This is a genomic window from Halomonas sp. I1 (assembly GCF_032334135.1).
Classification (GTDB): Bacteria; Pseudomonadota; Gammaproteobacteria; order Pseudomonadales; family Halomonadaceae; genus Halomonas.
Window position 1 is genome coordinate 43905 of the sequence record NZ_JAVXUS010000004.1, and the last position, 13361, is coordinate 57265.

The window sequence follows — 13361 nt, forward strand, 5'->3', positions numbered from 1 at the left end:
AATGTGGGCTTTCATTCACAAGCTCGGTTCCCCGAAAGGCTTCTACGCCTTCAGCGCACGGCTGTCGCCCTGGTTCTGGGCCGCGGCAACCGTGCTGATCGGGGCCGGTATCGTCTGGGGGCTGGTCTTTGCGCCGGCCGATTACCAGCAGGGCGACAGCTTTCGCATCATCTATGTCCATGTGCCGGCAGCCTTTCTTGCGCAGTCGGTCTTCGTGGCCATGGCCCTGGCCGGACTGGTGTTCATGGTCTGGAAGATCAAGCTGGCCGACATGGCGGCCACGGCGATGGCCCCGCTGGGGGCCGGCATGACCTTCGTGGCATTGCTGTCCGGCGCCGTGTGGGGGGTGCCGACCTGGGGAACCTGGTGGCAATGGGACGCCCGTCTGACCTCGATGCTGATCCTGTTCTTTCTGTACATCGGCGTGATTGCCCTGCGTGGCGCCTTCGGCGGCCGAGACAGCGGGTCGCGAGCGGCCTCGGTGCTGACCATGGTCGGCGTGATCAATATCCCGATCATCAAGTATTCGGTGGAGTGGTGGTACACCCTGCACCAGCCGGCCACCTTTTCCATCACATCGCGCCCGGCGATGCCTGCCGAGATGTGGTGGCCCTTGTTGATCATGGTGCTCGGCTTCTATAGCTTTTTCGTCGCCGTGACCCTGACGCGGACGCGCAGCGAGATCCTGCGTCGCGAGTCCGCCAAGCGCTGGGTGCGCGACCTGGTCGGGGAGGGAGATTGATGGCTTTCGATTCATTCACCGCTTTCCTGGCCATGGGTGGCGACGCACCTTATGTCTGGCCTGCCTATGGCGCCACGCTCTTGTTGTTGCTCGGGGTGGTCTGGCACCTGCGCCTGGAGCGTCGTCGCCTGTGGCGCGAGCTGCGACGTCAAGTCCGGCGCGAGCGGCGTCTGGCGCGTGATGGAAGGGCAGTGTCATGAGAGCCAGGCGCAAGCAACGATTGTTCGTCATTCTGGGGCTGGTGTCTCTGGTCGCGGTCGCGGTGGGACTGACGCTCTATGCCCTGCGCAGCAACATCAACCTGTTTTTCAGCCCGGTACAGATCGTGGCCGGGGAGGCGCCGCTGGAACGTCAGATTCGTGCCGGCGGCATGGTCGAGGAAGGCTCCGTGGCACGCGACCCGGAAAGCCTGGACGTGACCTTCGGGGTTACCGATTACGTCGAAGACGTACAGGTGCGTTACAACGGCATCCTGCCCGACCTGTTCCGCGAGGGGCAGGGGGTGGTCGTGGTCGGCGAGCTTCAGCCGGACGGCTGGGTACGTGCCGACAAGGTGCTGGCCAAGCACGATGAAAACTACATGCCGCCCGAAGTGGCCGAGGCACTCGAAGAGGCCGGTTATGCGCCGGAAGATTATCGGGACAAGGCCGCCGAGGTGGGAAAACGGCTGGATGCCGAACGGCGTGCCGGTCAGGAGTGATACGGAGTCGCCATGCTGATCGAGATGATCCCCGAAATCGGCCATTTTGCCCTGGTCATCGCCCTGTTGATGGCGTTGGTGCAGGCGGTGGTGCCGCTGGCCGGTGCGGCGACTCGTCGACCGCTGTGGATGGCCTATGCCCGTCCCATGGCGACCGGTCAGTTTGCCTTCTTGATCGTGGCCTATGCCTGCCTGACCGCCAGCTACCTGCTGGATGACTTCAGCGTGGCCACGGTGGCCAACAACTCGAACTCGATGCTGCCCTGGTATTACAAGTTCAGTGCCGTCTGGGGCAACCACGAAGGTTCGGTGCTGCTGTGGAGCTTGATTCTGGGGGCCTGGACCTATGCCGTCTCGCGCTTTTCCCGGGAACTGCCCCGGGACATGCTGGCCCGGGTGCTGGGGGTGATGGGGCTGATCAGTACGGGGTTCCTGACGTTCGTGCTGGTGACCTCCAATCCCTTCGCGAGGCTGTTGCCTGACGTGCCGACCGATGGCGCCGACCTGAATCCGCTGCTGCAGGACGTCGGTCTGATCATCCATCCGCCGATGCTCTACATGGGGTATGTGGGCTTCTCGGTGGTCTTTTCCTTCGCCATTGCGGCCTTGATGGGCGGCCGCCTGGATGCCGCCTGGACACGCTGGGTGCGCCCCTGGACCAATGTCGCCTGGGCCTTCCTCACCGTGGGCATCGCGCTGGGCAGCTGGTGGGCCTACTATGAGCTCGGCTGGGGCGGCTGGTGGTTCTGGGACCCGGTAGAGAACGCCTCGTTGTTGCCCTGGCTGGCCGGTACCGCGCTCATCCACTCCCTGGCGGTCACCGAGAAGCGCGGGGCCTTCAAGAGCTGGACGGTTCTGCTGGCCATCTCGACCTTCTCGCTGTCGTTGCTCGGCACCTTCCTGGTGCGGTCGGGCGTGCTCACTTCGGTGCATGCCTTCGCCAACGATCCATCACGAGGGCTCTTCATTCTGGTACTGCTGGGCATCACCGTGGGGGCGTCTCTGCTGCTGTTCGCGCTGCGTGCTCCGCGGGTCGGTCAGCGCACGGGCTTTACCTGGTTATCCCGGGATGCACTGCTGTTGATCAACAACATCCTGCTGGTGGTCATGACGGTCACGGTGCTGCTGGGCACCCTCTATCCGCTGCTGCTCGATGCCTTCGAGCTTGGCAAGATCAGCGTGGGGCCGCCTTATTTCAACGCCCTGTTCGTGCCGCTGACGGTGATTCTCTGTGTCTTCATGGGATTGGGGCCGCTGGCGCAGTGGAAGCGCTCGCGCGCGCGCACGCTCCTGCGACGGACCTGGTTGGCCGGCGGTCTGGCCCTTGTCATTGCCGGGGCGATACCGCTGCTGTACGACGGTGAGTGGAACCTCCGGGTCTCGTTGGGGTTGGCGGCGGCACTGTGGATCGTGCTGCCGATGCTGCGCGGCTTGCTGGACCGGATGCGTCAGGGAAGCTCGAAACGGGCCGCCCTGCGCAAGTTGTCACTCGCTTACTGGGGGATGCTGCTGGCTCACCTGGGAGTGGCAGTGACCATCGTCGGGGTCAGCGTGGTCGCCAACTACGCCGTGGAGCGCAATGTCCGCATGGGCGTCGGCGATACCGCCAGCCTGGCCGGCTACACCTTCACCCTGACCGAGCTGGGCGAGCGTCGAGGGCCCAACTTCGTCGCCGACACGGCGCGACTCGAGGTGCGGCATGGCGAGGATGATCGGCACTTCGTCATGACGCCGGAGAAGCGCCTGTATCTCGCCACCGGCATGCCGATGACCGATGTGGCCCTGCGTCCGGGGCCATTGCGTGATCTCTACGTGGCCATGGGGGAGGACCTGGGGGATGGCAGCTGGGCGCTGAGGCTTCAGTACAAGCCCCTGGTGCGCTGGCTGTGGCTGGGTGCCCTGTTGATGGCGGTCGGTGGTCTGCTGGCGGTAATCGACCGTCGCTATCGTCGTGCGGTCACCGCGCGAGACCCCGAACGTGCCGCCTCGAAGCGTGCGCAGGAGGTCAACGCATGAAGCGCCGCCTGCTGCTGTTGCTGCCATTGCTGGGGTTTCTCGTGCTGGGGGGATTCCTGTACCGCGGCCTGTCAATGGACCCGTCGGACCGTGATTCCGCCATGGTGGCTCGGAACTTCCCCGAGTTCGATCTCGCCACTCTGGCCGATCCCGACCGTCGGGTGAATGCCTCGCTGCTCGCGGGAGAGGTGACGCTGGTCAATGTCTGGGGCGAGTGGTGTCCGACCTGCAAACAGGAAATGCCCCAGTTGCTCGAGCTGGCCGAGCGTGGCGTGCGGCTGGTGGGCGTCGACTACAAGGATACCCGGGCCAAGGGGCGTGCCTTCCTCGACGAGTTCGGCAATCCCTTCGAGGTCAATATCTTCGACCCCGAAGGCAGTCTGGGCTTCGATCTCGGCGTCTACGGGGCACCGGAAACCTTTCTGGTCGACGCCGACGGTGTGATCCGGTATCACCACACCGGCTACATCGCCCCCGAGGATGTGGATCGCGTGATCATGCCGGAGGTGGAAAAATGGCGCGACTGACTGTCTGGCTGCTGATTCTGCTGGCGGCGCTGTCGGTGCCGGCCCTGGCGGCCGTCGAGGTACGTCAGTTCGACGACCCGGTCCTGGAAGAGCGCTACCGGGATCTTACCGCGACGCTGCGCTGCCCCAAGTGCCAGAATCAGGCGATCGGTGATTCCGACTCGCCCATCGCCGGCGACATGCGCGACCGGGTCTACCAGCAATTGCAGCAAGGACGGTCGGACAAGGAAATTCTCGACTTCATGGTGCATCGCTTTGGCGATTATGTGCTTTATAATCCGCGCCTCGAGGGGCGGACGCTCCTGCTGTGGGGGCTGCCCGCGGCCCTGGTGATGCTCGGCATCGTGCTGGTGGTCATGCTGGTGCGTGCGCGCCGTCATGTTGCCGCGCGCGGACTCAGCGAGGCCGAGCGCGCCCGGCTCGATGCCCTGGTTCATCGCCAGGGTGTGCATCACGATACCGTTCATCGCGACACCGCTCACCATGAGAGGAACGAATGACCCTGCTCTGGTTCGCCTTTGCCATCCTGCTGTTACCGGCCCTGTGGTTGCTGATTCTTCCCCTGCGCCGAGCCGGTGGGGTGCGGGCGGCGCAGGAGGCTGCCGAGGCGAGCGAGCCCGGCACCGAGCAGAATGTGGCGATCTACCGGCGTCGCCTGGCCTCGCTTGAAGCCGCTCTGGCACGCGGCGACATCGATGTCGACCGCTTCGAGGAGGATCGCCTGGAACTCGAGCGCGGTCTGCTCGAGGATACCGAGCGTTCGCGTCGCGCGCCCTTGAAGTCCGACCTCTCGGGGCGGCTGCTGGTGCCGGCGGTGATGATTCTGCTGGTGGTGGCCAGCGTGCTCTGGTATCGCCAGCAGGGGGCCGAGGGCGACCTGGCACTGCGTGCCGCTCAGCAGCAGGTTCTGCAGAAGCCCGATGCGTCGGTGACCGCATTGATCGAGGCGCTCGAAACCCAGGCCGCGCGACAACCCGAGAATGCCGATGTCTGGCGCTCCCTGTTCCCGCTCTATCGCGACACCGGACAGGTAGGCGCGGCCGAGTCGGCCCTGGCCCAACTGATCGAACTGGAAGGCCGGCGTCCGGCGTTGCTGGCCGAGCTGGCACAGTTGCGCTATTTCGCGGCGGGACGCACCCTCGGCGCGGATGTCCGGTCGCTGGTCGACGAAGTGCTTGCCGAGGCGCCCGACCAGCCTACGGTACTGGGCATGCTGGGTATCGACGCTTTCGAGAACGGAGATTATCGTCTGGCCATCGACCGCTGGCGCCGAGCCATCGCCGGTATGGGCGACAGCCGCTCCGCCGATGCTCTGCGCCAGGGGATCGAGACCGCCCAGCGTCGTCTGGCTGCCGCCGGGCAGGCGAGCGACGGAACATCCAGCGGACAACGCGACACGGCCCCGGGTAGTGTCATGCCCGATGCGGCCATCGACAGGGTAGTCGAATAATCCATGCGCCTGACATCCATCCGCCTGGTCGGTTTCAAGTCCTTCGTCGATCCCATCAGTGTGCCCTTCGACGGCAACATGACGGCCATCGTCGGACCCAATGGCTGCGGCAAGTCCAACATCATCGATGCCGTTCGCTGGGTCATGGGCGAGTCCTCGGCCAAGACCCTGCGTGGGGAGTCGATGGCCGATGTCATCTTCAATGGCTCCACCGGTCGCAAGCCGGTGGGGCAGGCTTCCATCGAACTGATGTTCGACAACCGTGACGGTTCCATGGGCGGCCCCTACGCCCAGTACGCCGAGATATCGGTAAAGCGGCAGGTCACCCGCGAAGGGCAGTCCAGCTATTTCTTCAATGGCCAGAAGTGTCGCCGTCGCGACATCGCCGATCTGTTCCTCGGCACCGGCCTGGGGCCGCGTTCCTACGCCATCATCGGGCAAGGGATGATCTCGCGGCTTATCGAGTCGCGCCCCGAGGAGCTGCGCGGAACCCTCGAGGAAGCGGCCGGTATCTCCAAGTACAAGGAGCGGCGTCGTGAAACCGAGAACCGCATGCGCCGCACCCAGGAGAACCTCGAGCGTCTGGAAGACATCCGCGAGGAACTGGACAAGCAGTTGGACAAGCTCAAGCGTCAGGCCGACGCGGCACGGCGCTACCAGACCCTCAAGCAGGAGGAATACCAGCTCAAGGGGGAACTGGCACTGTTGCGTGGCCGCGCCCTGAAAGCCAGCCAGGACGAGGAACAGGCACGGGTCGGTGAGCTCGAGACTGCCGTTGAGCGCGAGGTACTGGGGCTTCGCCAATGCGAGACGCGACTGGAGGAAGCGCGGGCGGAGCATGATCGCCTGGCGTCCGAACTCGAGGGGTATCAGGCGCGTTTCCACGAGACGACCACCGCCATCGCCCGTCTGGAGCAGGACCTCGAGCATACCCGCGCCCGGGATCAGCAACTGGCCCGGGATCTGGACAGCGCCCGCCGCGAGCTGGACGACCTCAAGCGAGTGGGGGAAGACGACGGTGAACGCCTGGCCCGGCTCGACGAGCGTCTCGAGACCCTGGGGCCGGAACAGGAAGAGGTGGCCGAACAGCTCGCCGAACTGGAAGCCGCCCTGGAGGAGGCTGAACCGCTTGCCGAGGAGGCGGATGCTGCCTGGGAAGCATTCGGTGAGCGCTGGCAGGAGGATAGTCGCGAGGCCGAACGTTCCCAGGATCGCCTGCGCGAGCAGGAGTCGCGGCTCGAACGTATCGAGGACGATGCGCGCAAGCGTCGTATGCAGCGTGAGGAACTTCCCGACATCGCGGCACTCGAAGCCCAGCGAAGCGAAGTCGCCGAACGCTTGGCCGAGCTCGAGGAACAACTGGCAGCCAGCGAGGACAGGCGCGCTGCGTGGCAGGCAAGTCGGGATGCTGCCCGTGAACGGGTTCGTGAAGCCGAGGACGCGCGTGAGCTCGAACGCCAGCGTCGCAGCACCCTGCAGGGGGAGCTGGCCTCCCTCGAGGCGCTGATCCAGGCGGCACTCGCCGATCACGATGAGCATCTGGCGGCGCATCTGGCCGAGCACGGTCTGGAAGGCGCCGCCCGGCTCGGTGAGCGGCTCGATGTCACGCCGGGCTGGGAGGATGCGGTCTCCTGGGTGCTGGCTCCCTGGCTCAAGGCTCGTGTGGCGTCGCCGGATGATGGCGCCCGCGTCTTCGCCCCCGGACTGGCCGCCGAACTGGGACTGCTGTCGGAAGCGGAGCGCGAGGCACCGGTCGGCAGCCTCGCCGCTGAGGTGAAGGGGGCCGGCGCGGCGGGCCAGTGGCTGGCGACGATTCGCTGTGTCGCCTCGCGGGATGAAGCCTGGGCCGGTCAATCGACGCTGTCGCCTGGTGACAGCCTGATTACCGCCGATGGGCTCTGGGTGGGCGATGGCTGGGCTCGTCATCGTGGTGAGGAAGACGGCCCGGATGCCCTGCTGGTCAGCCGCCGCCGCGAGGCCGAAGTACGCGAGGAGCTGGCGGCGGTGGAATCGCGCCTGGAGGCCCTCGAAGCGCAGCTCGCCGAAGCCAGCGAAGAGGTCGAACGCGCCGAGGCCGGCCAGGAAGAGGGGCGTATCGAGCAACGCGATCTGGATCAGCAGCGTCAGCAACTGGCCGTCCAGGACAGCGGGCTGGCCAGCCGTCTCGAGCATCTTCAGGGGCGGGCGGCCGAGCTTGCCGAGGAAGTCGAGGGGCTGGAGGCGTCCGCCGAGGAAACGCGTCTGGCCATCGAGGAAACCCGGGAGCATTGGCAGGCCGCCATGGCCCGGCTCGAGGAAGGCGCCGAGAAGCGCGAGCGCCTGGAGCGCGAGCGCCGCGAGGCTCGCGAACGGCTGACGTCGCTGCGTACCCGGCAGCGCCCCCTCGCCGAGCAGTCCCAGCGCCTGACGCTGGAATATCAGCGATTGACCACCGAGCGTGCGGGGCTGGCGGAACAACAGGGGCGCTCCGGCGAGGCTCGTCAGCGCCTCGAGCAACGCTGCACGGAACTGGAAGAGGAGCGCGAAGGACTGCATGAGCCGGACGAAGAGCGCCGCGAGCGCCTCGAGGAACTGCTGCACCGGCGCGAGCGCGAGGAGCGCGAGCTCAACGAGGCCCGTTCCCGGGCCGCCGGCCTGGTGGAACGGCTGCGCGAGGACGAACAGGCTCGCCAGGGGCACGAGCGTCAGCTCGAGGGCATTCGTGAGCGTCTGCAGGAATCTCGCATGCAGGTTCAGGCCCTGGCACTCAAGGCCGAGTCCCAGGACGAGCAGCTACGCGAATTGGGGCACGATGTCGATGCCCTGGCCGAGTCGCTGGACCCGAACGCGACCGAATCTGCCTGGCAGACGCGCCTGGAAGAGGTCGGCGAGCGCATCCGCCGGCTCGGTGCGATCAACCTTGCGGCTATCGAGGAGTACGACCAGCAGGCCGAACGGCGCGATTATCTGGAGGCCCAGCATGTGGAGCTCAGCGAGGCGCTGGAGACCCTGGATCGAGCGATCCGGCGAATCGATCAGGAAACCCGAACGCGTTTTCGCGATACCTTCGAGCGAGTCAATACGGGTCTGCAGACGCTTTTTCCCAAGATCTTCGGCGGCGGGACCGCATGGTTGACCCTGACCGGCGACGATTTGCTGGAGACCGGTGTGGCCATCATGGCCAGGCCTCCGGGCAAGAAGAACAGCACCATTCATCTTCTGTCCGGGGGAGAAAAGGCACTGACCGCGTTGGCCATGGTTTTTGCCATCTTCCAGCTCAATCCGGCACCCTTCTGCATGCTGGATGAAGTGGATGCACCCTTGGATGATGCCAATGTGGGACGCTATGCCAAACTGGTTAAGGAAATGTCGGAGTCGGTTCAGTTCATCTATATCACCCATAACAAGATCGCCATGGAAGCATCGGAGCGACTGATGGGGGTGACCATGCAGGAGCCGGGGGTATCACGTCTTGTCTCGGTGGGTGTCGAGGAAGCGGCAGCCCTTGCCGAGGCCTGACAGGCTTGAACGATAATGGTGAAGGGTTTACAAGGAAGGTAACAATGTTGCATTGCAAGTACGTAAAGGGATTGACGAAGGGCGATTGCGAGGGGCCTTGTCGACACTCGGTGAAAAAAATCCGAGCTTGACAAACAAAAAAGTGGTCCTTTTTCGGGCAATCGCGCTATGCTGTTGTCGAACAACCTTCAGGCATGGCGCCTTAGCAAAAGGCATGACGACCCATGGAACTTAGAGAGTGGCTGATCATTCTTGGGCTGGCATTGGTGACCCTCATCGTGATCGATGGGGTGCGTCGCCTCCAGCGCCAACGGCAGGTGCCGCGTCTCGACCGGGCCGGTTACGAGCCGGCGGACGGCGCGACGACGGATTCCGATGAAGACCCCGAGGCAGCGGAGCGCGAGGCCGAGCTGAGATGGGAACTGCCCAATGGCGGGGCGCGTGTCGTCAGGCCGGCTGAACAGGCGGATGTGCAGCCCAAGCCGAAATTGCAGCGACAGGATCACCCCGGCCCCTCCAGGGTGCTTTCCGAATTCCGCCGTCAGCGTCGGGATGATGAGATGGATCCGCAGGTCGGAGACGTACCGGCTTCCAGGCATGCCGAGTCCGTTCATCATGCGCCCGAGCCGGCAGCCGATGTGCGGATGCATGGTGATCCTGACCACGCCGACGTCACGACGCCCCCTGCCGGTGCGTCAATGATGCATGAGCCGAATCATGACACTGACGCCGATGGAGAGCGACGTGAGCCCGGGCTCGATATCGATGACGGCCCGCTGGCCGATGCGTCGCCGGATGGTGAGCGTCGCCCGTCAGAACCTGCGCCCGAGCCCCTGGCGGCCGATCCCGATGATCACGAGGGATATCACGATGACGATGAGCGGTATCGCCTGGTGGATCTCGAAGGCATGGGCGACTCGTTGAAGAGTGGTTCCAGGCGCATGGGGTCGTCCATGCAGCGTTTCGGCTCCTCCCTGCAGAAGACGCTCACCGAACGTCGCGACCACAAGCGACAGGAGCGTGCGCGCAAGGAGCAGGAGCGAGCAGAACGCAAGCAGCGCGAACAGGCCGAACGCGAGGAGAAGGCGCGCCGCGAGCGAGAGGAAGCCGAGGTCAGGGCCTCTCGCGAGGCGGAACGCCATCGTTTCGAGGCAGAGGCTGCCGAGCGCGATGATGATCCCTTGTTCGATGGTACCTCTGCGCCCCGCCACCATGAGGAGGACGCCGGCTCCGCGGCCGAGGTGGCGGACATGCCGTTCGAGGATGATGTGGTCAAGGCGCATCCGGTACTGGAAAAGGCCATGCGTCACGATGTGAGCGCCGGCCATGCCCGCCAGGCCCTGAGTCATGCCGAAGAAGTCATTGTGATCAGCGTGATGTCACGCGAGGAGCGGGGCTTCTCGGGGACGGCATTGCTGGATCTGATGCTGGCCTGTGGGTTGCGTTACGGTCGCGACATGGGCATTTTTCATCGCTTCGAGACTGAAGATGCCGAAAGCCCCTTGCAGTTCTCCATGGTCAATGTGGTCAAGCCCGGTACTTTCCCTATCCATTCCATGGATGATTTTCAGACGCCGGGTGTCACCCTGTTGATGCCCCTGCCGAGTGCCAGCGACACTTCGGCGGCTTTCGAGGCGATGGTCGAGACGGCCATGGTCATCGTCCGTCACCTGGGCGGCGAGCTGAAGGACGAGAACATGAGCGTGATGACCGCGCAGACCGTGGAGTTCGCCCGCCAGCGCGTTCAGGAGTTCGAGCGCCGCAATCGCTTGCATCGTTATCAGGTAAACTGAAGCCGGAAGTGATAAACCGGAAGTGATAAACCGGAAGTGATAAGACAACCCCCGTGAGGCCACCCCACGGGGGTTGCTGCTTTGGTAAGCTAGGCGACCATGCTGGCTTCGAGCTTCGAGCTTCGAGCTTCGAGCTTCGAGCTTCGAGCTTCGAGCTTTGAGCTTTGAGCTTTGAGCTTCGAGCTTCGAGCTTCGAGGCCTTCGCTTGGGGACCGACTGATTTATGTCGCGAGCGCAGTAATCAATCAGTGTTCCCTCCAATCGAGACACGGATGACATGACCCACCCCGACCCCACGATTGAGGACGAGGCGGCGCGCCTGCGCGCCGAGCTCGAGGACGCCAACTACCGCTACTATGTGCTCGACGAGCCGCGCATGACCGATGCCGACTATGACCGTCGGCTGCGTCGCCTGCAGGAGATCGAGGCCGAGCATCCCGCGCTCGAGACGCCCGGCTCGCCCACCCAGCGGGTCGGTGCCGCGCCCGCCGAGGGCTTTCCTGAGGTGGAACACGCGGTGCCCATGCTGTCGTTGAACAATGCCTTCGACGAGGAAGAACTGGCGGCCTTCGCCAAGCGGGTCGCCGACCGCCTGGAGACCGACCCCGAGCGGTTGGCCTTCTGCTGCGAGCCCAAGCTCGACGGCGCCGCCGTGTCGCTGGTCTACGAGCGGGGCGAGCTGACTGCCGGCGTCACCCGGGGCGACGGGCGCACCGGCGAGGGCATCACCTCCAACCTGCGGACCCTGAAGTCGATCCCGCTCAGGCTGCGCGGCAAGGAGTGGCCCGAGCGGCTGGAAGTGCGCGGTGAGGTCACCATGCGCCACGCCGACTTCGAGGCCATGAACGAGAAGGCGCGCGCCGAGGACACCAAGGTCTTCGCCAACCCGCGCAACGCCGCCGCCGGCAGCCTGCGCCAGCTCGACCCGCGTATCACCGCCACCCGGCCGCTGGAATTCACCGCCTATCAACTGGTTCGCCAGGATATGGCGAGTCTCGCCAATATCGATACCCCGACGCATAGCGAACAGATGGCGTTGCTCCGCGAGTGGGGGTTCCGAGTCAATGCCGAGCTCGAGGTGGTGGCAGGCGCAGCGGGTATCATCGATTACTGTCGCCGCCTCGGCGAGCAGCGCGATGGGCTTGGCTACGATATCGACGGGGCGGTGATCAAGGTCGACGACCTGCGCCTGCAGCGCGAGCTGGGCTTCGTGGCCCGGGCGCCGCGCTGGGCGATCGCCTTCAAGTTCCCCGCCCAGGAGCAGGTCACGCGGCTCAACGACGTCGAGTTCCAGGTCGGCCGCACCGGCGCCATCACCCCGGTGGCGCGCCTCGAGCCGGTCTCGGTGGCCGGCGTCACGGTCTCCAATGCCACGCTGCACAACGCCGACGAGATCGAACGCCTCGGGGTGATGATCGGCGACACCGTGGCCATCCGCCGAGCCGGCGACGTCATTCCCCAGGTGGTGCGGGTTCAGGAGGAGGAGCGGCCCGCCGACGCCCGGGAGATCGTCTTCCCCGAGCGCTGCCCGGTCTGCGACTCGCAGATCGAGCGTCTCGAGGACGAGGCCGTGGCGCGCTGCTCCGGTGGGCTCTACTGCGCCGCCCAGCGAAAGGAGGCGCTCAAGCACTTCGCCTCGCGCCGGGCGCTGGACATCGAGGGGCTGGGCGAGAAGCTGATCGACGGCCTCGTCGAGCGCGACTGGGTGAAGACCCCGGCGGACCTCTTCGCCCTGGAGGCCGAGCGTCTCGCCGAGCTGCCGCGCATGGGGCAGAAATCCTCGGAGAACCTGGTCGCGGCGCTGGACAAGGCCAAGGCGACGACGCTTTCGCGTTTCGTCTTCGCGCTCGGTATCCGCGAGGTGGGCGAGGCCACCGCCGCCAACCTGGCGCGCCACTTCGGCACGCTCGAGGCGCTGATGGCGGCCGGTCGCGAGGCCCTAGAGACGGTGGACGACGTCGGTCCCATCGTTGCCGCCCATGTGCATACCTTCTTCCAGCAGCCCCATAACCGCGAGACGATCCAGGCGCTGATCGACGCCGGACTGCACTGGGAGGAAACCGAGGTGGAGGCCGGCCCGACGCCGCTGGAAGGCCAGACCTGGGTGCTCACCGGCACCATGGAGGCCATGACCCGCGATCAGGGCAAGGCGCGGCTCCAGGCGCTGGGCGCCAAGGTCTCCGGCAGCGTATCGAAGAAGACCGCCTGCCTGGTGGCCGGCGAGGCTGCCGGCAGCAAGCTGGCCAAGGCCGAACAGCTCGGCGTCGAGGTGATCGACGAGGCGACCTTTATCGAGCGCCTGGCGAACTGGGAAAATGGCCAATCGAAGCACGATGCGCAGGAGGACGAGGCATGAGCGGCGATCGCTTTATCGAGGTGCCCTATCGGATGCTGCCGGGGGAGACCCTGGACGGCCTGCTGGAGGCCTTCGTCACCCGTCAGGGGTACGATACTAGTGATACCGAGCAGGGCATGACCGGCTGGACGACTCAGCTCAAGCGCCAGCTGGAAAACAGCGAGCTGATCATCGCCCACGACCTCGAGACCGAGACCACCGAGGTGATGACCCTGGCCCAGTGGCGGGCCTTCGGGCGGGACCTGGCCGACGACGAGGAAGAAGGATAGGTTGGCCACG

General features: G+C 65.3%; 11 protein-coding genes. All 11 read left to right on the forward strand.

Annotation, left to right across the window (positions count from 1 at the left end; translation table 11 throughout):
- Position 1: 1 nt before the first annotated feature.
- The 11 genes from RSO41_RS07335 to RSO41_RS07385 all read left to right on the forward strand — a co-directional run bounded on the left by RSO41_RS07335 (position 2) and on the right by RSO41_RS07385 (position 13351).
- Positions 2 to 742: a heme ABC transporter permease gene (locus RSO41_RS07335; protein WP_315618432.1), complete on the forward strand. Its 741-nt coding sequence runs from the start codon at positions 2 to 4 to the stop codon at positions 740 to 742.
- A complete protein-coding gene (ccmD, locus tag RSO41_RS07340; protein WP_315618433.1) occupies positions 742 to 942 on the forward strand; it encodes a heme exporter protein CcmD in 201 nt (66 codons plus the stop codon). The genes RSO41_RS07335 and ccmD overlap by 1 nt, the downstream gene beginning before the upstream one ends.
- Positions 939 to 1442, forward strand: a complete 504-nt coding sequence (gene ccmE, locus RSO41_RS07345) for a cytochrome c maturation protein CcmE (RefSeq protein ID WP_315618434.1) — start codon at positions 939 to 941, stop codon at positions 1440 to 1442. The genes ccmD and ccmE overlap by 4 nt, the downstream gene beginning before the upstream one ends.
- Before the next feature lie 12 nt (positions 1443 to 1454).
- Positions 1455 to 3458, forward strand: coding sequence for a heme lyase CcmF/NrfE family subunit (locus RSO41_RS07350; protein ID WP_315618435.1), 2004 nt, complete (start codon positions 1455 to 1457; stop codon positions 3456 to 3458).
- Positions 3455 to 3985, forward strand: a complete 531-nt coding sequence (locus tag RSO41_RS07355; protein WP_315618436.1) for a DsbE family thiol:disulfide interchange protein — start codon at positions 3455 to 3457, stop codon at positions 3983 to 3985. Before RSO41_RS07350 ends, RSO41_RS07355 begins: the two co-directional genes overlap by 4 nt.
- Positions 3973 to 4485: a cytochrome c-type biogenesis protein gene (locus tag RSO41_RS07360; protein WP_315618437.1), complete on the forward strand. Its 513-nt coding sequence runs from the start codon at positions 3973 to 3975 to the stop codon at positions 4483 to 4485. The genes RSO41_RS07355 and RSO41_RS07360 overlap by 13 nt, the downstream gene beginning before the upstream one ends.
- A complete protein-coding gene (ccmI, locus tag RSO41_RS07365; RefSeq protein ID WP_315618438.1) occupies positions 4482 to 5435 on the forward strand; it encodes a c-type cytochrome biogenesis protein CcmI in 954 nt (317 codons plus the stop codon). The genes RSO41_RS07360 and ccmI overlap by 4 nt, the downstream gene beginning before the upstream one ends.
- Before the next feature lie 3 nt (positions 5436 to 5438).
- Positions 5439 to 8933 carry a chromosome segregation protein SMC gene (gene smc / locus RSO41_RS07370; RefSeq protein WP_315618439.1) on the forward strand — a complete coding sequence of 1165 codons (3495 nt, stop codon included), beginning with the start codon at positions 5439 to 5441 and terminating at the stop codon, positions 8931 to 8933.
- Between the two features lie 224 nt (positions 8934 to 9157).
- Positions 9158 to 10726, forward strand: a complete 1569-nt coding sequence (gene zipA, locus RSO41_RS07375; RefSeq protein WP_315618440.1) for a cell division protein ZipA — start codon at positions 9158 to 9160, stop codon at positions 10724 to 10726.
- A 277-nt stretch (positions 10727 to 11003) separates the two neighbouring features.
- Positions 11004 to 13082 carry an NAD-dependent DNA ligase LigA gene (gene ligA / locus RSO41_RS07380; protein WP_315618441.1) on the forward strand — a complete coding sequence of 693 codons (2079 nt, stop codon included), beginning with the start codon at positions 11004 to 11006 and terminating at the stop codon, positions 13080 to 13082.
- Complete coding sequence (locus RSO41_RS07385; protein WP_315618442.1) at positions 13079 to 13351, forward strand: YheU family protein; 273 nt, start codon at positions 13079 to 13081, stop codon at positions 13349 to 13351. The genes ligA and RSO41_RS07385 overlap by 4 nt, the downstream gene beginning before the upstream one ends.
- Positions 13352 to 13361 lie beyond the last annotated feature (10 nt).